17 protein-coding genes, 1 tRNA gene and 1 pseudogene are annotated in these 17,937 nt (G+C 68.3%); 7 read left to right on the top strand and 12 right to left on the bottom strand.

The window, feature by feature from the left end:
* Nucleotides 1-107 precede the first annotated feature (107 nt).
* Complete coding sequence (locus tag IRG63_RS02970) at nt 108-1,289, top strand: ROK family transcriptional regulator (RefSeq protein WP_168625757.1); 1,182 nt, start codon at nt 108-110, stop codon at nt 1,287-1,289.
* A gap of 55 nt (nt 1,290-1,344) precedes the next feature.
* On the top strand, nt 1,345-1,950 hold the full coding sequence (locus tag IRG63_RS02975; RefSeq protein ID WP_168625758.1) for a YqaJ viral recombinase family protein: 606 nt from the start codon (nt 1,345-1,347) through the stop codon (nt 1,948-1,950).
* A gap of 78 nt (nt 1,951-2,028) precedes the next feature.
* Here IRG63_RS02975 and IRG63_RS13700 read toward each other — a convergent pair.
* Nucleotides 2,029-2,577: pseudogene (locus IRG63_RS13700) on the bottom strand (DUF998 domain-containing protein); the annotation flags it as partial.
* Between the two features lie 35 nt (nt 2,578-2,612).
* Here IRG63_RS13700 and IRG63_RS02980 point away from each other — a divergent pair.
* A complete protein-coding gene (locus tag IRG63_RS02980; protein ID WP_227411708.1) occupies nt 2,613-3,569 on the top strand; it encodes an NADP-dependent oxidoreductase in 957 nt (318 codons plus the stop codon).
* 71 nt (nt 3,570-3,640) lie between these two features.
* Here IRG63_RS02980 and IRG63_RS02985 read toward each other — a convergent pair whose 3' ends face one another.
* From IRG63_RS02985 to IRG63_RS03020, 8 genes are all read right to left on the bottom strand, one after another.
* Nucleotides 3,641-4,159, bottom strand: coding sequence for a GNAT family N-acetyltransferase (locus tag IRG63_RS02985; RefSeq protein ID WP_349236092.1), 519 nt, complete (start codon nt 4,157-4,159; stop codon nt 3,641-3,643).
* A gap of 88 nt (nt 4,160-4,247) precedes the next feature.
* A complete protein-coding gene (locus IRG63_RS02990) occupies nt 4,248-4,598 on the bottom strand; it encodes a hypothetical protein (RefSeq protein ID WP_168625760.1) in 351 nt (116 codons plus the stop codon).
* Between the two features lie 80 nt (nt 4,599-4,678).
* Nucleotides 4,679-6,328 carry a response regulator transcription factor gene (locus IRG63_RS02995; RefSeq protein ID WP_168625761.1) on the bottom strand — a complete coding sequence of 550 codons (1,650 nt, stop codon included), beginning with the start codon at nt 6,326-6,328 and terminating at the stop codon, nt 4,679-4,681.
* A 199-nt stretch (nt 6,329-6,527) separates the two neighbouring features.
* Nucleotides 6,528-7,217, bottom strand: a complete 690-nt coding sequence (gene rplA / locus IRG63_RS03000) for a 50S ribosomal protein L1 (RefSeq protein WP_168625762.1) — start codon at nt 7,215-7,217, stop codon at nt 6,528-6,530.
* Nucleotides 7,218-7,319: 102 nt separating this feature from the next.
* A complete protein-coding gene (gene rplK / locus IRG63_RS03005) occupies nt 7,320-7,751 on the bottom strand; it encodes a 50S ribosomal protein L11 (RefSeq protein ID WP_168625763.1) in 432 nt (143 codons plus the stop codon).
* Between the two features lie 100 nt (nt 7,752-7,851).
* Nucleotides 7,852-8,784, bottom strand: a complete 933-nt coding sequence (gene nusG, locus IRG63_RS03010; protein ID WP_168625764.1) for a transcription termination/antitermination protein NusG — start codon at nt 8,782-8,784, stop codon at nt 7,852-7,854.
* A 63-nt stretch (nt 8,785-8,847) separates the two neighbouring features.
* Nucleotides 8,848-9,126 (bottom strand): preprotein translocase subunit SecE, encoded by a 279-nt coding sequence (secE, locus tag IRG63_RS03015; RefSeq protein WP_168625765.1) that lies wholly within the window; start codon nt 9,124-9,126, stop codon nt 8,848-8,850.
* Nucleotides 9,127-9,204: 78 nt separating this feature from the next.
* Nucleotides 9,205-9,277 (bottom strand) — tRNA-Trp (locus IRG63_RS03020).
* 284 nt (nt 9,278-9,561) lie between these two features.
* Between IRG63_RS03020 and IRG63_RS03025 the strand changes: the two genes are divergently transcribed.
* The 3 genes from IRG63_RS03025 (at nt 9,562) to IRG63_RS03035 (ending at nt 14,341) form a co-directional block, all read left to right on the top strand.
* Nucleotides 9,562-11,526 (top strand): choice-of-anchor G family protein, encoded by a 1,965-nt coding sequence (locus IRG63_RS03025; protein WP_370566164.1) that lies wholly within the window; start codon nt 9,562-9,564, stop codon nt 11,524-11,526.
* A 162-nt stretch (nt 11,527-11,688) separates the two neighbouring features.
* Nucleotides 11,689-12,903 (top strand): pyridoxal phosphate-dependent aminotransferase, encoded by a 1,215-nt coding sequence (locus IRG63_RS03030; protein ID WP_168625767.1) that lies wholly within the window; start codon nt 11,689-11,691, stop codon nt 12,901-12,903.
* 67 nt (nt 12,904-12,970) lie between these two features.
* Nucleotides 12,971-14,341, top strand: coding sequence for an MFS transporter (locus tag IRG63_RS03035; protein WP_168625768.1), 1,371 nt, complete (start codon nt 12,971-12,973; stop codon nt 14,339-14,341).
* 83 nt (nt 14,342-14,424) lie between these two features.
* On the opposite strand, the gene IRG63_RS03040 is transcribed toward IRG63_RS03035, so the two are convergent.
* On the bottom strand, nt 14,425-14,883 hold the full coding sequence (locus IRG63_RS03040) for an NUDIX domain-containing protein (RefSeq protein ID WP_193509191.1): 459 nt from the start codon (nt 14,881-14,883) through the stop codon (nt 14,425-14,427).
* 216 nt (nt 14,884-15,099) lie between these two features.
* Here IRG63_RS03040 and IRG63_RS03045 point away from each other — a divergent pair, with 216 nt between their 5' ends.
* Complete coding sequence (locus IRG63_RS03045) at nt 15,100-15,957, top strand: DUF559 domain-containing protein (RefSeq protein WP_193509192.1); 858 nt, start codon at nt 15,100-15,102, stop codon at nt 15,955-15,957.
* Nucleotides 15,958-16,073: 116 nt separating this feature from the next.
* Here IRG63_RS03045 and IRG63_RS03050 read toward each other — a convergent pair whose 3' ends face one another.
* Nucleotides 16,074-16,721, bottom strand: a complete 648-nt coding sequence (locus tag IRG63_RS03050) for a response regulator transcription factor (RefSeq protein WP_227411710.1) — start codon at nt 16,719-16,721, stop codon at nt 16,074-16,076.
* Nucleotides 16,714-17,865, bottom strand: a complete 1,152-nt coding sequence (locus IRG63_RS03055) for a PspC domain-containing protein (RefSeq protein WP_349236093.1) — start codon at nt 17,863-17,865, stop codon at nt 16,714-16,716. Before IRG63_RS03055 ends, IRG63_RS03050 begins: the two co-directional genes overlap by 8 nt.
* Between the last annotated feature and the right edge of the window lie 72 nt (nt 17,866-17,937).

Raw genomic sequence — 17,937 nt, forward strand, 5'->3', positions numbered from 1 at the left:
CTGCCAGAGATTACGCATCTTTTGTCAAGCGGTCGGCAGAACTGACAGGAAGCCGTTACAACTTCTGTAGCGCAGACCTGCATAACGGTCTGTGCTTTACTTTCCACATGATCGACATCGCCCGAGACTCGGCGTTGGGGACATCCGGTGCGAGTGCCCTATTCCAGCTCCTCCGAGACGGACAGCCGCGGACTCGGGCGGAGCTCGCGACGCTCACCGGCCTGGCCCGCTCCACCATCGCGCTTCGTGTCGATTCGCTCATGCAGCTGGGGCTCATCCGGCCGGTCGGCGAAGCGATCTCGACGGGCGGCAGGCCATCGTCCCGGTTCGCTCTCAATCCCGGTGCTCGTGTGGTGCTCGGCGTCGACGTCGGAGCGTCGCACGCGAAGCTCGCCATCGCGGATCTCGCGGGAACGATCCTCGCCCAGCACGGAGAGCCCCTTCCCGTTGCCGATGGCCCGGAAGCGGTGCTGAGCTGGGTGGTGGATGCCGGACACGACCTGCTTGCCGGGCTCGGTCGGGACACCGCCGACTTGATCAGCATCGGCATAGGTCTGCCCGGCCCGGTCGAGTTCAAGACCGGACGCCCGATAAACCCACCGATCATGCCCGGCTGGGACAGATTCGACGTGCCCGGATGGGTGCAGCAGCACTGGCCCGTGCCGGTGCTCGTCGACAATGACGTGAACATCTCCGCGATCGGCGAACTAGCAACGGCGTGGCCGGATGTCGAGCACCTGATGTTCGTCAAGGTCGCCACCGGTATCGGTGCGGGTGTCGTCTCCGGGGGGCGGCTGCAGCGTGGCGCGCAGGGCATCGCTGGGGACATCGGGCACGTCCAGATCGCACGCGGCGCAGGGGTGCCGTGTCACTGCGGCAACCGTGGTTGCCTCGAGGCCATGGCATCCGGCCCAGCGATCGCACGGGGCCTGCGCGACGCGGGTATCGACGTGCAGACCGGTCGCGATGTCGTCGAGCTCGTGAAGCACGGCAACATCGACGCGGTCCAGGCGGTCCGGCAGGCGGGACGCGACATCGGGGAGGTGTTGACCGCGTGTGTCAGCCTGATCAACCCGTCGATCATCGCCATCGGCGGCGCCATGGCGCAGGCGGGCGAGCACCTGATCGCCGGTGTCCGCGAGGTGGTGTACGCGCGCTCGATGCCCTTGGCGACCGAGCATCTTGGCATTGTGCAATCACGCGCGGGCGAGGATGCCGCGGTGCTCGGGGCGAGCATGCTCGCGATTCACCATGCGCTGTCGCCCGCGAGCATCGACGCCATGGCCTGACACCACGCCGTGCCGCCGGCGCGGACCGACGGCCGCAAGGCGGCAGAATGGCTAGGTGAGTCTCCAGCCCGTCCTCAGCCTCTTCGAGGAGCCTCGGGCGGACCACACGTCCCGCATCCTGGCCAGCTCGACGGACAGGGTCGCCTGGCTTCGGGCGCGCAGCGTCGGGGTGACCGGAACGGATGTCGCCAAGCTGTCGAGTACGCGCGCCGTCGCATCAGTCGCCCGCGACAAACTGCTCGGCTCACGGTTCACAGGCAACGCGTTCACCGACCACGGCCGCGCGCGCGAGCCGGAGATCGCACGCTGGGTGCGCTCGGTGTACGGCATCGACCCGAGCGCGAACCTGTTCCACGCCGACGGGAACCGCCGGCACCTGGCGACGCCGGACGGCATCCGGGTGCGCGATGGACGTGTGGAGCTCTCCGAGATCAAGACGACCGCGCGAGCCTGGCGGAGCATCCCGCGCAGCTACCTGCGGCAGGTCTTCTGGCAGCAGTACGTCCTAGGTGCCGAGCGCACGCTGGTTGTCTGGGAGCAGCACCGGGACTTCGTGCCCATCGACGCCGAGCCTCGCTGCCAATGGGTCGACCGGGACGACAACGAGATCCACGTGCTCGTCGGGCTCGCCGACCGGTTGCTGGAGCTGATGCGCGGCTAGCGTCGTGCGCGCGACCATGGCGCCGAAGGTCGCAAGCCAGAGGATCGCGATCGTGGTGGCGACCAGCTCGAGGACGCTGCCGACATCGGTGCCGAAGCGCAGCAGCGACAGGATGCCGCCGGTTGCGGCGATGACGGCCACCGCGATGCCGCTGACGAGCGAGAACCGCGCGATGGCCTTCTGGCCGACCGCGAAGCTCGCCTGCAGCATCGCCCAGCAGGCCGCCGCGAAAGCGAGCACGGCGGCGAGCGTGTGGGTGAAGTCCTGCACCGTGAAGGTCGGGCCGACTGGCAGCGGGCACCCGCTCGTGCAGGTGACCTGCGACGCGACCAGGAAGAATCCGCACGCAATCAGCAGGGAGATGGTGGGCGTCCAGGCGCGCAGGATCCGCGGCGACGACCGGATGCGGCGGGCCGCCCAGGCTATGACCGTACCGCCGGCGACGAGCAGCAGGAGGGCGGCTTCGAACCAGCCGGCGGTGGGCTCGCCCTCCGCGCCGAGCCCGCTCACGTAGACGACCCGGTCGACGGTGAGACGCGCCGCCCAGATGATGACGAGGGCCGTAACCACCGCGATGCAGGCGACTCCGACCAGCACGGTCGCGATCAACGGTCGGGTCGGCTGCACCGCACCATCGTAACGACGGCGGGTACCGTGGAGAAATGACCGAGATGCGCGCGATGGTGATCGAACAGACCGGCGGGCCGGAGGCGCTGCGTGTTGCAGCGATCCCGCGCCCGAAGCAGGCGATCGGCGAGCTGATCGTGAAGGTGACCGCCGCCGGGGTGAACCCGATCGATGCAAAGACCAGGGCTGGCCGCGGAGCGGCCGGGCTGATCGAGGCGTGGCCCGTGGTGCTGGGTGTTGACGTCGCCGGGGTCGTGGAGACGCCCGCGTACGACACGCATCCGCTGCAGCCCGGCGACGAGGTGTTCGGAATCATCACCGTGCCGCGGGCCAGCGGGTCCTACGCCGAGTATGTCGCGGTGCCGTCGACCGCGGTCGCTCGGAAGCCGCAGACTCTCAGCCTGACGCACGCCGCCGCGCTGCCGTGTGCGGCGCTGACCGCGTGGGGCGCTGTCGTCGACGTCGGCAAGGTGAAGCGCGGCGACAGGGTGCTCATCCACGCTGGCGCCGGAGGGGTCGGGCATCTGGCCGTGCAGCTCGCGCATCACGCCGGCGCACACGTTATCACCACGGCTTCGCAGCGGAATGCCGATTGGTTGATGGAGCTGGGGGCCGACCAGGTCATCGATTACGCGAGCACCCGCTTCGAGGAGGAGACGCACGGCATCGACGTCGTGATCGACCTCATCGGCAATGTGAAGGACGACACCGGTTCGCGTTCACTGTCAGTTCTGCGGCCGGGCGGGCTGATCATCAACGTGCCAACCGCGAGCTGGCCGACCTACCGGGACGAGGCTGAAGCGCTCGGGATGCGCGCGTCGAACCTGCGCGCCATCCCGGATGGGTCGACGCTGGACGCGATCGCCGCGATGATCGACGCCGGTGACCTGCGGGTGCACATCGACCGGGAGTTCCCGCTCGAGGAGGCGGCCGACGCGCACCGCGCGATCGAGTCGGGGCACACGCGCGGCAAGATCGTGCTGACCGTCTGACCTCCCCCGAAGCAGCGCTTTGTGCCAAAGGCAAGGGAACGTTCGCTTGCTTGTGGCACAAACCTCTGCGGTCAGAGGGTGAGGGCGCGCACGAAGTCGTGCTCGACCGCGTCGCCGACGCGGAACCGCTTGGTGCCGACGACCACGAAGCCGCTCTTGTCGTAGAACCGGTTCGCGCGCGCGTTCTGCTGGTTCACGCCGAGCCAGACCGTGCGCGCCCCGCGCGCCCGAGCGGCATCAACGGAGGCGGCCATCAGGGTCGGCGCCGTCCCTGTACCGTGCGCCGAAGGCAGCGTGTAGCACTTGCTCAGTTCGACCGTCGGCCGCTCGGTGACTGCCGAGGCGACATCCGGATCCTGCGGCTCACCGGCGACGAGCATGGTGTAGCCGGCCGGCTGCCCGCCCACCTCCGCGATGAGCAGGTCGCGCTGTGGGTCGGCGAGGTACTCGCGGAACCGCGCGGCGGAGAGGTGTTCGGCAATGAACACGTCGATGTTCGCCTGCGTCATGCCGGGAGGGCAGGCGAGAGCGAACGTTGCCGCGGCGAGCTCGTGCAGCACCTGCGCGTCGGCGTCCGTGGCCCGGCGCACCCGTGCTCCGGAAAATGCAGGAGATTCGGCCCGATTCATGGTGTTTTCAAGCATATGGGCGCCACACGGCACCCCATCTCCTGCATTTTCAGACGGGCACGAGCGTTGGAACCGTCTCGTCGGGCGCGCGGTCAGCGGTTGTCACTGCGACGCGGTCAGGTGTTGATGCCGGTGCGGGCGCGGATGCCCGGAAGCGCACGAACCAGGCCAGCATGAGTACGGATGCGGTCACGTAGAAGCCGTGGAGGAGCCAGATCGGCCCGAGCGGGAGGCTGAACACGTACACCGAGTGCACCAGGTTGGCGACGTTCGTCATCGCGAGGTACGAGAAGCTGTAAGAGCTGAGGTCCTTGGTGCGCACCGCCTTGACGAGCATCGGCAGCATGCTCGTCGCAAAGAGCAGTGTCGAGACGCTGCCGGCGATCAGTGGAAGGTTCATGCGCTCAACGCTAGGAACCTACCGGCCGCGCACCAATCGGCCCTTTGACCCATTTCGCCTGAGCCGACGAATGGGTCATTTTATGCAGGCGGCCGGTCGGCTCCGACGAGCTGGTGTTCATACGCGTACGCCGTCGCGGCGGAGCGAGTCGACAGCCCCAGTTTGGCGAAGATATTGCTGAGGTGACGCGCCACGGTCTTCTCGCTCAGGTACAGCTGTGCGGCGATCGCCTTGTTCGTCATCCCCTCCGAGACGAGCCGGAGCACGTCGACCTCGCGCGCCGTGAGCGAGCCGTCCGCTCCGTGCGTTGGCTGGTCCGCCGCCTTCAGATCCGCCAGCGCCTGCACCGCCCCGAGCTCGGCCAGGATGTCCCGCGCGGCCTCGAGGTGCATGGCCGCGGTGTCTTCGTCACCGACCGCCCGGAATGCCCGCGCCACCAGCATCCGGCAGCGTGCCTCGTCGTACGGTGCGTCGAGGTCCAACCAGAGCCGCAAAGCCGCCCTCAGCCGTGCCAACGACTGTGGGCCTTCGCCCTCGGCCAGCAGCACCGCCCCGTCAACGGTGTGTGCGGTCGCCACCAGAAACGGAAGCGGATGCGCCTCGGCCACGCCCACCAGTTCATCCGCGGCGAGCCGCGCTCCGGCGAGGTCACCCACGGCCAGCGCGATCTCGGCTATCGCCGGCAGCAGGCCGCGGCGGATGCCCGGGTCCGCCAGGTCGGCGCACCGCCCGATCAGCTCGCGCGCGTTGGCCGCCCTGCCCTGGGCTAGGCGCAACAGGGCAAGACCCGGCTGCGGGTCGGTGCCGAACCGCGCCGCGCGCACGAACGACTCCTCAGCGTCGATCAGTTCGCCGCGCAACCGCAGGATCTCACCGCACTCGTAGTAGGCGTCGAATCCCGCCATCCGGTCACCGCGCAAGTAGAGGTCCTCGGCCAGGTGGGCGGCGGCAAGGGCCTCATCCCAGGCTCCGTGCAAACGGAACAACGTCGCCCGGTGCGCGTGGCACTCCCCACTGAACACCACCGCATCCGGCTGGCTGGAACACCAGTGATCGAGGGCGGCGGTCCAGGTCCGCGCCCGCTGCACGTCGAACGCCAAATGGCAGGTGTAGACGACCGCGCAGTAGACGAGGCCGGATGCGATCGGAGACACCTCACCGGTCGTCACCGCGACAAGCGCCTCATCAAGCATGGTGAGGCCTCGCCCGGTGTCACCGGTCGCGACGAGAGCCTGACCCTGACCGAGCCGACCGAGCGCGGAGAGGTCCGTATCGCCGTAGTCGTCGCCGAGTTGCGCAGCCAGCGCGAACGGCCGGGCGGCATCCTCGACGCGCCCGCCGTACAGCCCGCCGAGACCCTCCGCCAGGTGCGAGAACCCGCGCAGTTCGGGTTGGTCGGGGTGCTGCTCGGCGATTCGGTCGCCTCGCGCGAGCCAGCCGGCCGCCCGCGCGAGTTCGCCGGTGGCCATCAGCTGCAGGCCGATCCAGCCTGCAGTGCGTACCGCCTTGCGCACGTCACCGTCGGCGGCGAACCGTTGGTGGGCGACGGTGAGCAGGTCCATGCCGTCCTCGAACTCGCCGACCATCAGCACCGAGGTCGCGAGGCGGACGAAATCCTCCGGCTCGAGGTCACCGGCCTCGCGGGCCCCCTCGTACGCGGATCGCGCGTCAGCCCACCGGCGCTGCGCATACGCGGCTCGGCCATTCACCAGGTCGGTCGACGGTGTCATGGGCGTGGGGCGGGACTGTCCCGTCGTTATGCGTCAGGCTACGCCCGCCCGGCTGAAAATGCAGGAGAAGCAGCACGAATACGGGCATCCTGACGCAGAACCGCGCGAAAACGGCCCGATCTCCTTCACTTGTCGAGAGCGGGCGGATACGCGAAAGGCCCGCTCCACGAGGGAACGGGCCTTTCGATGCTGATGGCGTCTAGATGGACGCGGTGTCCAGCGGGATGCCGGGGCCGAAGGTGGTGGCCACGGTGCCCTTGAGCACGTAGCGTCCCTTCGAGGAAGCCGGCTTCGCGCGCATGATCTCGTCCAGCGCAGCCTTCGCGTTCTCCGCGAGCTGGTCCGCGCCGAAGGACGCCTTGCCGACCACGAAGTGCACGTTGGCGTGCTTGTCGACGCGGAACTCGATCTTTCCGCCCTTGATGTCCGAAACGGCCTTCGCCGGGTCGGGGGTCACGGTTCCGGTCTTCGGGTTCGGCATGAGGCCACGGGGACCGAGCACCTTACCGAGGCGTCCGACCTGCCCCATGAGCTCTGGGGTGGAGACGGCCGCGTCGAAATCGGTGTAGCCGCCGGCAACCTTCTCGATGAGCTCGGCGCCGCCGACCTCGTCAGCGCCCGCCTCGCGAGCAGCCTCCGCCGCCGGGCCGGTCGCGAATACGATGACGCGCGCGGTCTTACCGGTGCCGTGCGGCAGGATGACGGTGCCGCGCACCATCTGGTCGGCCTTCCGCGGGTCGACGCCGAGCTTCAGCGCGACCTCGACGGTCGAGTCGAACTTGCCCGAACCGGTCTCCTTCGCAAGGGCGACAGCCTCCGCGGGGGTGTAGTACTTGCCCGGCTCGATCTTCTCGACCGCGGCGCGGTACGCCTTGGACTTCTGTGCCATTTCAGTTCTCCTGTGATGAGTTCGCGGTGTCGTGAGCCTGGCTGGCTCTCCCGCTTCGGTGACGGTGAGTCACCGGATGAATGTGGGAAGGATGCCTGGAATTCAGGCGTCGACAGTGATGCCCATGCTGCGGGCGGTGCCGGCGATAATCTTCTCTGCGGCCTCGACGTCGTTGGCGTTGAGGTCGGCCAGCTTCGTCTCGGCGATCTGGCGCAGCGCGTCCTTCGACAGCTTGCCCACCTTGGCGGTGTGCGGGGTCGCGGAGCCCTTGCCGACGCCCGCGGCCTTCTTGATGAGCTCACTGGCCGGCGGGGTCTTGAGGATGAACGTGAACGAACGGTCCTCGTAGACGGTGATCTCCACCGGGATGACGTTGCCGCGCTGCGACTCGGTCGCGGCGTTGTACGCCTTGCAGAACTCCATGATGTTGACGCCGTGCTGACCCAGCGCCGGACCGATCGGCGGTGCGGGGTTGGCGGCGCCGGCCTGGATCTGAAGCTTGATCAGACCCGTAACCTTCTTCTTCGGTGCCATTTCCTTTTCCTTCTTTCGTGCATCCGGTCACGGACGCGCTTCCACGAACCAGGCAACTCCTGGCAGTGGTCGTTGGGGGAACCTGTAGATCTTACAGGAACTAGAGCTTGGTGACCTGGTCGAAGCTGAGCTCGACCGGGGTCTCGCGCTCGAACAGCGAGACGAGAACCGTGAGCTTGCCGCTCTCCGGCTTGATCTCGCTGATCGAACCGGGAAGACCCGCGAACGAGCCCTCCTTGATGGTGATGGTCTCGCCGATCTCGAAGTCGACTTCCTGCGCGATCGCCCGCGCGGCGACCTTCGCGCCCTTGCCCCCGCCGGTCTTGACCGGTGCCTCGGCGACCTGCACGAGGCTCTGCAGCATCGAGAAGGCCTCTTCGAAGCGCAGCGGGGTCGGGTTGTGCGAGTTGCCGACGAAGCCGGTGACGCCGGGCGTGTGCCGCACGACGGACCAGCTGTCCTCGTTCAGTTCCATGCGGACAAGCACGTAGCCTGGGATGCGCACCCGGTTCACGAGCTTGCGCTGGCCGTTCTTAATCTCGACGACGTTCTCCATCGGAACCTGGACTTCGTAGACGTAGTCCTCCATGGCCATGGAGATGCGGCGGTTCTCAATGTTCTGCTTGACGCGCTTCTCGAATCCCGCGTAGCTGTGGATGACGTACCAGCGGCCGGGCTTCGACTTCAGCTCGTCGCGGAAGGCCGCGTACGGGTCCTCTTCCTCGGGCTCCTGCTCCTCGGCCTCGTCCTCGACCGCCTCGGCGGCGGCGTCTGCCTCCGGCGCGGAGTCGACGTCGAGCGCGTCGTCGACAACCTCGTCGGCGGCAGGGTCGGTCGCGGTCTCGACCGCGTCGAGCGCCTCGTTCAGGTCAGTCGACTCATCGACAACGTGCACCGCATCGGTCAGGGCCGCCTCGCTGGACTCCTCGACTTCCTCGATGATGTCGAAGTCGCCCTCCTGCACCTCCTGAACTTCGGAGGACTGCTCCACAGCAGGCGTCAGGTCGACGTCTTCGAACTCTCTGTCAGCCACTTACTTCTCATTCCATTTCGTAGAGCCGGCGCATGGCCGATCAAGCTTGCTTGGGCGGTGGGTCTAGTTGACCGGCCCATTGCCGAACACGTATGCGACGCCCAGACCGAACACGAAGTCCAGACCCGCGACGAGCGCCATCACGATCACGACGAACACGAGCACGACGCCCGTGTAGGTGAACAGCTCCTTGCGAGTCGGCGTGACGACCTTGCTGAGCTCGTTCATCACCTGGCGCAGGAACAGTGCGATGCGCGCGAACGGACCGCGCCGCCTGGCGCGCTCGCTCTTGGCGTTGGCGACGAGGTCCTCGCTGGGGACGTCGACATCTTTCTTCGCCACTGTCACTACCTTCCGGGCTTTATCCGGATGCCATGCATCCGTTCATTTCCCCGACCCGCGCACGCACGGGACGGATTGCAGGGCGGACAGGACTCGAACCTGCAACCTGCGGTTTTGGAGACCGCTGCTCTACCAATTGAGCCACCGCCCTTTAGCAGTGCGAAACGCCATAGCTTCGCACCGTCACACATAGGAGAGTCGGCCAGAAATTGGCATGCGAAATCATGGCAGATAACAACTACCGCGAGTCAGTCTAGGTGACGCCGCGCCGCACTGTAAAGCCGGACGCCGCCCGCGGGCACGCACCATCATGCTCCACCGTTCGAGGGTTTTCCTCCGAGTTCGCTGTGCGCGGCGTCATATTCCCGGGGTCACCGACTCTCCCCTTGTAACGGGCCACGGTCCGCGTACGACAACTCGATGGGGAGGCCAGAAGTGCTGCGCAAACAGAAACGGCACCGAGAGGGCACAGCGGAGCCGATCAGGCGACCGGCCGCGATAGTCGCGGTGGTGTCGCTCGTCGGAGCGTTCGCGCTAGCTGGACCCAGCGCTGCGAGCGGCGGCGCTGGCTACTCGACCTACGCGAGCGGGCAGTTCCTGTCCGGCTCGATGGCCGGCATGGATCTCGCCGGCATCGTTGAACTGGAACCGGCCGAGGCGCGCAACGACGGCTCGGTGCCAACGTCGGAGAAGGTCGACCCGCTCGCGGTCGGCGTGCTCGGGGGAGAGCCGGTCGACGCATCCGGTGTCGGTGACGCCGTTCCGGATGAGGCGCTCGGCGCCTCTATCGACGGCGGCGCGATCGGACAGTACGCCCGCGCCGAGAGCACCGGAGCAGCGCTCGGCGCCAGCGGAACCATCAGCGACGGCGGCGCGATCGGCCCGGACGCCTCCCCCGGTTACAACCCGCTCTCGATCTCGTTCGACACCCTGCTGGACCAAGAGGTGGCCGACGTCGTGGTGGGACTGCGGCTCGAGTTGGCGGCGATCGCGGCGCAGGCCTCGGGCGCTCCGGATGCGGTATCCGGCGACTACTACATCGACGGATTGACTCTCAGGTTCACGAGTCCGGCGCTCGCGGGCGTGGCCACCGCTGTCGGCGAAGCGATTGACCAGGTCGAGTTGCGGGTCGACGCGCTGGCGGGGCCGGATGGTGCGCTTGCCCCGGCCGTGCGCGACTCGCTGCTCGGGATAGATCCCGCACTCGGTGCGCTCGGGACCGGCGCGAACGTGTCGATCGCCCTCGCGGTCGACCTCGACGCGGCAATCGCCGACCTGCTCGGCGCCAGCTACGGCGGCGACGGCGTGAGCTTCGACCTCAGCACGGGCGAGGTCGCCATCGATCTCGAGGCCCTCGCCGGCGGTGACCTCAACAACCGCCCGGTCGGCTACCAGGTGTTGCAGGCCGCAACAGTGAACAGCATCGTCGGCACGATCATGGGCAACGTGGAGACGCTCGCCGACCAGTTGCTGGAGCGCGTCGAACTGGCGCTGCACCACGCACGCCTGGACATCGAAGCGGACGTGTCGGTGCTCACACCGCAGGCGCCGATCTCCGGTGAGGTGTGCCGTCTCGTGCGGGTGCCCGACGCCCCGGACGGTCTGGTCGGCGGCATCCTGAACGGTCTCGGGCTCGGCCATGGCGCCGCCGCGAGCGGGCTGGCCGACCAGCCGGTCTGCTCCGATCGCATCCGGGCACTCCCGTCGCTCGAGACCGCGGCATCGGTGGACTTCCACGGCACGCTCGGCCAGTTGCTGACCGGGGAAGCGCCGCTCACCGTGCGCGCGCTCGTGCTCGGGGTGCCGGTGAACGTGAGCACCGGCGCGTTGCTCGACCGACTGATCGCGGGCACCAACGACTGGCTATTCGACACTGATGGGGCGCTCGACCTGCTCGACGGGCTGCTGCAGAGCAACGTCGTCTCGCCGGTGCACGAGGGGATGCTGGGCACGACCGGCGTGCGGACCGTGCTGAATGAGCTGCTGTCGATCCGCATCAACCTGCAGGAGACGCGCGTCGGCGGTGGCGCTCTCGCGGTACCCGGGGACACGCTGTTCACGCAGACCGCGATGCGGGTCGGGGTTGCCAGCGACGTTGCCGATGGGGGGCTGACGACGCTCAACCTGGCCGCGGCATCCGTCGCACCGAGCGTGACCCCGGGCGCACCTGGTGGTCCGGGCGCCCCAGGTGCTCCGGGTGACCCCGGCGGGCCGGGCAGCGATGCCGACTCCGGTGTTGCTGCGGATGGCACCGGAGGGCTGCTCGACGGACGCTTCGGCCCGCTGGCCGCGACCGGGGTGAGCATCGGCGCGCTGTTGCTGCTGCTCGGCGCGCTCGTCACCGCGGGTGTGTGGCTGGTCCGCCGCGGTCGCGGACAGTCGGGAGCGCCCATGGCCTAGTCGTGCGGGTGCGGGCCGAATCTCGGGGATTGGGCCGCACCCGCCTCCCGAGACGCGCGTGAGTACGCGGTCCGCAACCGGGCGTCTCGACGGGGTGGAGTGGTGTCTCGGGGGCACCGCTCCACCCTCTTTTTCGCCTGGGCCAGCGGATAGGCTGGTGCGGTGGCCGTAGACACCTCTCGAATCTCCCAGCGCATCGGTTCCATCGCCGAATCGGCGACCCTCAAGGTCGACGCGAAGGCCAAAGCGCTGCAGGCGCAGGGGCGACCGGTGATCTCCTACGCTGCGGGGGAGCCGGACTTTCCGACTCCGGCGAACGTGGTCGAGGCGGCGTCCGCTGCGGTACTCGACCCGCGCAATTACCGCTACACGCCCGCTGCCGGGCTGCCGGAGCTGCGCGAGGCGATCGCCGAGAAGACCGCGCGGGACAGCGGGCTGACCGTCTCGCCGTCGCGGGTGATCGTGACCAACGGCGGCAAGCAGGCGGTCTACCAGTCGTTCGCCACGCTGCTCGACCCGGGCGACGAGGTGATCATGCCGACGCCGTTCTGGACCACCTACCCCGAGGTGATCAAGCTCGCGGGCGGTGTGCCGGTCGAGGTTTTCGCCGGCGCCGACCAGGACTACCTGGTCACCGTCGAGCAGCTCGAAGCCGCCCGGACGCCGCGATCGAAGGTGCTGCTGTTCGTGTCGCCGTCGAACCCGACCGGCGCGGTGTACTCCGCCGAGCAGACCAGGGCCATCGGCGAGTGGGCGCTTGCGAACGGGCTGTGGGTGATCAGCGATGAGATCTACCAGAACCTGGTCTACCCGTCTGACGGCTCGAAGCCGACCGCGCTCTCGATCGTGGATGCGGTGCCCGAGCTCGCCGACCGCACCATTCTGGTGAACGGTGTCGCCAAGTCGTACGCGATGACCGGATGGCGGCTGGGCTGGATGGTCGGCCCGGATGACGCCATCAAGGCGGCCGCCAACCTGCAGTCGCACCTCTCCAGCAACGTCTCCAACATCTCGCAGCGCGCGGCCATCGCGGCGCTGACCGGCCCGCAGGACACGGTGGAGCAGATGCGGCTGGCGTTCCAGCGCCGGCGCGACACCATCATCCGGGAACTGAACCTGATCGAGGGCCTGCACGCGCCGATGCCGGAGGGCGCCTTCTACGCGTACGCCGACGTCAGCGGGCTGCTCGGCCGGGACTGGGGCGGTGTGACCCCGACGACGTCGCTTGAGCTGGCCGATCTCATCCTCGAGCGGGCCGAGGTCGCGGCGGTGCCGGGCGAGGCGTTCGGGCCGAGCGGCTACCTGCGGTTCTCGTACGCGCTCGGCGACGAGCCGCTGCTGACGGGCATCAAGCGCCTGCAGCAGCTGTTCTCTTAGCAACCAGTCGCCCCTTGTGGGGCCGTTGTGAACCAGTCGCCCCGGTGGGGCCGTTAGCGTGAGGCAGATGTCCGCGGAGCAGGAAGTCACGGCTCGCACGAGCCTGTTCTCGCCGCGCTACTTCTGGACCACCATCGGCGCGAACGCGCTGGTCTTCCTCGGCGCGTTCGAGGCGCTCGCGGTCACCACCGTGATGCCGACCATCAGCCGGGAGCTGAACGGGCAGGCGCTGTACTCGGTGGCCTTCTCGGGGGCGCTCGCCGCCTCGGTGATCGGCATGGTCGCATCCGGGCAGTGGGCGGACCGGCGCGGCCCGTCGGTGCCGCTGATTGCCGCGACCATCGTGTTCATCGCCGGGCTCCTGGTGTCTGGGTTGGCGACCGACATGGGAGTGTTCCTGGTCGGCCGGCTGCTGCAGGGATTCGGTGCCGGGGCGATCAACGTCGCGCTGTACGTGATCGTGGCGCGACTGTACCCGGCTGTGCTGCATCCGCGGATCTTCGGCATGTTCGCGGCGGCGTGGGTGCTGCCGTCGATGATCGGTCCCCCGATCGCGGGCCTGATCGCCGACACCTTCAGCTGGCACTGGGTGTTCCTCGGCGTCGGCGGGCTGGTGGTGCTCGCCGGGGGTGCGGTTGTGCCCACGCTGTTCCAGCTGCGCTCGCTGCCGAATGGCGCGGGGGATCCGGATGCCGTGGGCCGGCGCGGCTGGGTCGCGATCGTGCTGTCGGTGGTGGTTGCCGCCGCGGTGCTCGCGATCAGCCTGGGCGGTGAGGCGGGCGGGGCGTACTCGTGGGTGATCGCCGCTGCTGCGCTCGCCATCGTGGTGGTGGCGGTGCGGCCGCTGCTGCCGCGGGGTGCACTGCTCGTGCGGCGGGGTCTGCCGGCGACCGTGATGCTGAAGGGCGTCGCGGCGGCGACGTTCTTCGCGACCGAGGTGTACCTGCCCTACCTGCTCACCGAGCGGTACGGGCTGGCGAGCTGGCTGGCCGGTCTCATCCTGACGGTCGGCGCGGTGTCGTGGGCGCTCGGGTCGGCGCTGCAGAGCCGCATCGGCGAGCGAATGGAGCACGCGGCGGTCCTGCGACTCGGCTCGGTGGTGCTCGTGGTCGGGGTTGCGGTGCAGTTCCTGACGGCGTGGCTGGAGCTCTCGCCCGTCGTCGCTGCGGCCGGATGGTTCGTGGCCGGTGGCGGGATGGGCCTGATCTACCCGCGCATGGGCACGCTCGTGCTCGGCCACTCGACCGAACGGGACCAGGGCTTTAACAGCGCGGCGCTGTCGATCGCCGACTCGGTGGGTGGCGCGACGGCGATCGCGTTCGCGGGGCTGATGTTCGCGGTTGGGCTGGGACTCGGCGTGAACCCGTTCGCCAGCGCGCTCGCGCTCACCGCGGTGATTGCGGTGCTTGCGGTGCCGGTGGCGTTCCGGGCGCGCTGACCGCGTCTCTCAAGGAAATCCGCCCCCTCGAGGACGGATGGCGGGCATCCGGGCACCCTCCGGTGAGAGTTTCTTGAAACGGGTTAAGCGAGGCGGCGCTCGAGTTGGTCGAGCAGCGGGCGCTGGCTTTTCACCAACTTGGCCCTGGCGCCATCGAGAGTGAACCAGCGAGCGTCGTCGATCTCCGGGAACTCTTGCATCCGTCCCGAGTGCGGCGGCCACTCGAGCGCAAAGGTGTTGCTTTCGATCCGGTCGACCTCGAAGTCGGCTTCCGCGGTGAACACGGTGATGATCTTCCCGGATGCCATCCGCACCTGCCCGAGGTGTTGATAGTCGGCATCCGGAGCGGGTGTACCGATCTCCTCCTCAAACTCGCGCATGGCGGCGGCGAGCGGCGCCTCGCCGTCGTCGTACAGGCCTTTCGGCACCGACCAGGAGGCGTCATCCTTCTTCGCCCAGAATGGTCCGCCCATGTGCGCGATGAACACCTCGATGGCGGGCGTGCGGCGGTACAGCAACAGGCCCGCGCTGGTCTCAGCCACGCGCCCACCCTACGACCGCGAACCCCGCCACACCTGAAGCCCCCGAGTTGCCCACTTCGGCCCCTGTTTCGGTCCTATTTCGGGGCCAAAGTGGGCAACTCGGTCGTGGGGCGAGAATGCTGTGGACAGTTGGACGCGGCGAAGGCGGGGGCGCGTCATCCTCGTGGCATGCCTTCACAATTGCCGGAGCCGCTTACGGACGGACCCTTCCGAGTCATGGATGGCGAGTACCACGGCGTGACGCCGAAGCGGTTACGCGGGCGCGACATGGATCGGTCGGTGTGGGGCGTCCGCGGCAGGGCGAATGAGGAGTCGATCCGCACCAGATGCGAACTTCTTGCGGTTCGGATGCCTACGGACGCGTTCTTCAGTCACACGACGGCAGCCCTTCTCCTCGGTATCCCGTTACCGCCGAGCCTTGCCGAGGAACGGGCCATCCACGTATCGGTGCCGCGACCGCAGCGCGCACCGCACGCATCCGGTCTCAAGGGCCACAGTCTGACCATCGATGGCGATGCCGAACTCGTCTACGGTTCGACGTTTGTCCACACGAGTGCCGCACGCACCTGGTGCGACCTCAGCGGCATCCTGAAGCTCACCGACCTGGTAGCGGCCGGCGACTTTCTGCTCCACTGGGAAAATCCATTGAACACAAGGGAGGAGTTGGGGAGCGTCGCTGGCCGAATGTCTCGACGTCGTGGAAGCCGAAACCGGGCCGCAGCGTTTCCACTCCTGAACGACCGGGCTGAGTCTCGACCGGAGTCCATCCTGCGGGTTCTCATTCACCTTGCGGGTCTGCCCACGCCGAGGATCAACCACGAACTGCGCTTGACCGCGGCGGGTACTCGAGTACGAACCGATCTTGCTTTCCACGAGTTCAAGGTCGTGTTGGAGTACCAAGGTGATTACCACCGTACGGCCAAGGGACAATGGCGAAAGGACATGACCCGTCGCTCTCGGCTTGAAGCCGAAGGGTGGTATGTCATGGAGCTGAATGCGGACGACTTGAGGAATCCCGAGGAATTGATCGCTCGCATCCGGCGCGTGCTTCTGAAGCGCGGATGGCGCCCCTAGACCCCCACTTGCCCACTTTGGCCCCTGTTTCGGGCCGATTTAGGGGCGGAAGTGGGCAACTCGGCATTTGGGTGTGCACACGCGCGGGGCAGGGCGCGGGGCGCGGCAGGCAGGGGCTAGAGCAGCTTGCGCTCCAGCGCCCACGCGGTGAGCTCGTGGCGCGACGACAGCTGCAGCTTCCGCAGCACCGCCGACACGTGCGTCTCTACGGTCTTGATCGAGATGAACAGCTCGGAAGCGACCTCCTTGTACGCATATCCGCGCGCGATCAGCCGCATCACCTCACGCTCCCGCGCCGACAGCCGGTCCAGCTCGTCATCGTGCACCGCCTGCTCACCGCTGACCGCGCCGAACGCGTCCAGCACGAACCCGGCCAGTCGGGGCGAGAACACCGCATCACCGCTCGCCACCGTCGCCACCGCGGCGCTCACCTCAGCCCCGGAACTGCCCTTCGTGATGTAACCGCGCGCACCGGCCCGGATCACCCCGACGACATCCTCGGCGGAGTCAGACACGCTCAGCGCCAGGAACTTCACCCGCTCGAACAGGTCCGCCGAGCGCTTCAGCACCTCCGCGCCACCACCACCGGCTCCGCCCGGCAGGTGCACGTCCAGCAACACCACCTCGGGCTCCAGCTCGGCGATGAGCCGCACCGCGGAGTCGACATCCTCCGCCTCGCCAACCACCTCGATCGCATCGTCCAGATCGGCGCGCAGCCCCGACCGGAAGATCGAGTGGTCGTCGACGATCAGCACCCTAGTCATCACTGGCCTCCACATGCAGGTGAACCTGCGTTCCCACGCCGCCGACCCCCGCGCTCACGGTAGCCTGCCCGCCTGCGCGCGCCATCCGTCCGATGATCGATTCCCGGATGCCGAGCCGGTCGGCGGGCAGCTTCGTCAGGTCGACGCCTGGTCCGCGGTCCCGCACGAACACGTCGATCGCCGACCGCGTCGTCTCGATGTACACCGACACATCCCCGCCTGCGTGCCGGGCGGCATTCAGCATCGCCTCGCGGGTTGCCGCGACGACGGCCGCCGCGGGCGCCTGGCTCTCCTCGCCGGTCGCCACCACCTCGATCCGCACCGGGAAGTCGATCTCGATCGCCCCGGCCAGGTCCCGGATGTCGGTGGCCAGGTCCGCCCCGGTCGGCGCGGTCCCGCCGAACAGCCAGTCCCGCAGCTCGCGTTCCTGGGCGCGGGCGAGTCGCGCCACCTCGGTTCCGGTGCCGGCCCGGTTCTGGATCACCGCGAGCGTCTGCAGCACCGAGTCGTGCAGGTGCGCGGCGATCTCCGCGCGTTGCTCCTCCCGCACCCGCCCGGCGCGCTCGGCCATCAGGTCGGTCCACAGCCGCACCACGCTTGGGGCGGCAACCGCCGCAGCGCCGAGCACGATCATGAACACCGCGAGCACCGCGGTCAACGCATCCGGTCGAGCACCGCGCGACAGCAGCAGCAGTACGCCGGTGAGCACCAGCAGCCCAGCACTGAACGACCTGACCAGCAGCCGGTAGCGCGGGCCCTTGCTCGGATCTTCCCGGTCGAGCCCGATGCTCCAGGCAACGGCCGCACCGGTGAGCAGGATGGTCAGCAGCACCAGGAAGTAGGGAGAGGTCTCCGAATTCGCGGTCGCGATGGCGACCATGGCCGCAACCGCCCCCGCGCCGAGCAGCCACGCGCTGGTTGCGAACGACCGCGTCACTGGCGTGCGCTCGGTCGCATCCAGCGGGATGAAGACCCACATCCAGAGGTACAGCAGCACGCCCGCACCGCCGAACAGCGACAGTCCCACGAACGACCAGCGCACGCGCGTCACCGACCAGCCCAGATGGGCGGCGAGCGCTTCGGACACGCCGGCCACCAGCATCCGGCGCGGCCGGATGAGCGGGGGTCGGGTCGTTGTCTGCACGGGTCAATCCAAGCAGACGCACCCACCCGGGGGACCCGCTCGGGGCCGGAATCAGGGGGCGATCAGGGCAGA

The sequence above is a fragment of the Cryobacterium sp. BB736 genome (assembly GCF_014980265.1).
Classification (GTDB): domain Bacteria; phylum Actinomycetota; class Actinomycetes; order Actinomycetales; family Microbacteriaceae; genus Terrimesophilobacter.

Excerpts from the sequence above, each read along its gene's own strand:
- IRG63_RS02970 (WP_168625757.1), top strand. The coding sequence starts at position 108 with ATGATCGACATCGCCCGAGACTCGGCGTTGGGGACATCCGGTGCGAGT.
- IRG63_RS02980 (WP_227411708.1), top strand. The coding sequence starts at position 2,613 with ATGACCGAGATGCGCGCGATGGTGATCGAACAGACCGGCGGGCCGGAG.
- IRG63_RS02990 (WP_168625760.1), bottom strand. The coding sequence starts at position 4,598 with ATGAACCTTCCACTGATCGCCGGCAGCGTCTCGACACTGCTCTTTGCG.
- IRG63_RS02995 (WP_168625761.1), bottom strand. The coding sequence starts at position 6,328 with ATGACACCGTCGACCGACCTGGTGAATGGCCGAGCCGCGTATGCGCAG.
- rplA (WP_168625762.1), bottom strand. The coding sequence starts at position 7,217 with ATGGCACAGAAGTCCAAGGCGTACCGCGCCGCGGTCGAGAAGATCGAG.
- rplK (WP_168625763.1), bottom strand. The coding sequence starts at position 7,751 with ATGGCACCGAAGAAGAAGGTTACGGGTCTGATCAAGCTTCAGATCCAG.
- IRG63_RS03035 (WP_168625768.1), top strand. The coding sequence starts at position 12,971 with ATGTCCGCGGAGCAGGAAGTCACGGCTCGCACGAGCCTGTTCTCGCCG.
- IRG63_RS03045 (WP_193509192.1), top strand. The coding sequence starts at position 15,100 with ATGGATGGCGAGTACCACGGCGTGACGCCGAAGCGGTTACGCGGGCGC.
- IRG63_RS03050 (WP_227411710.1), bottom strand. The coding sequence starts at position 16,721 with ATGACTAGGGTGCTGATCGTCGACGACCACTCGATCTTCCGGTCGGGG.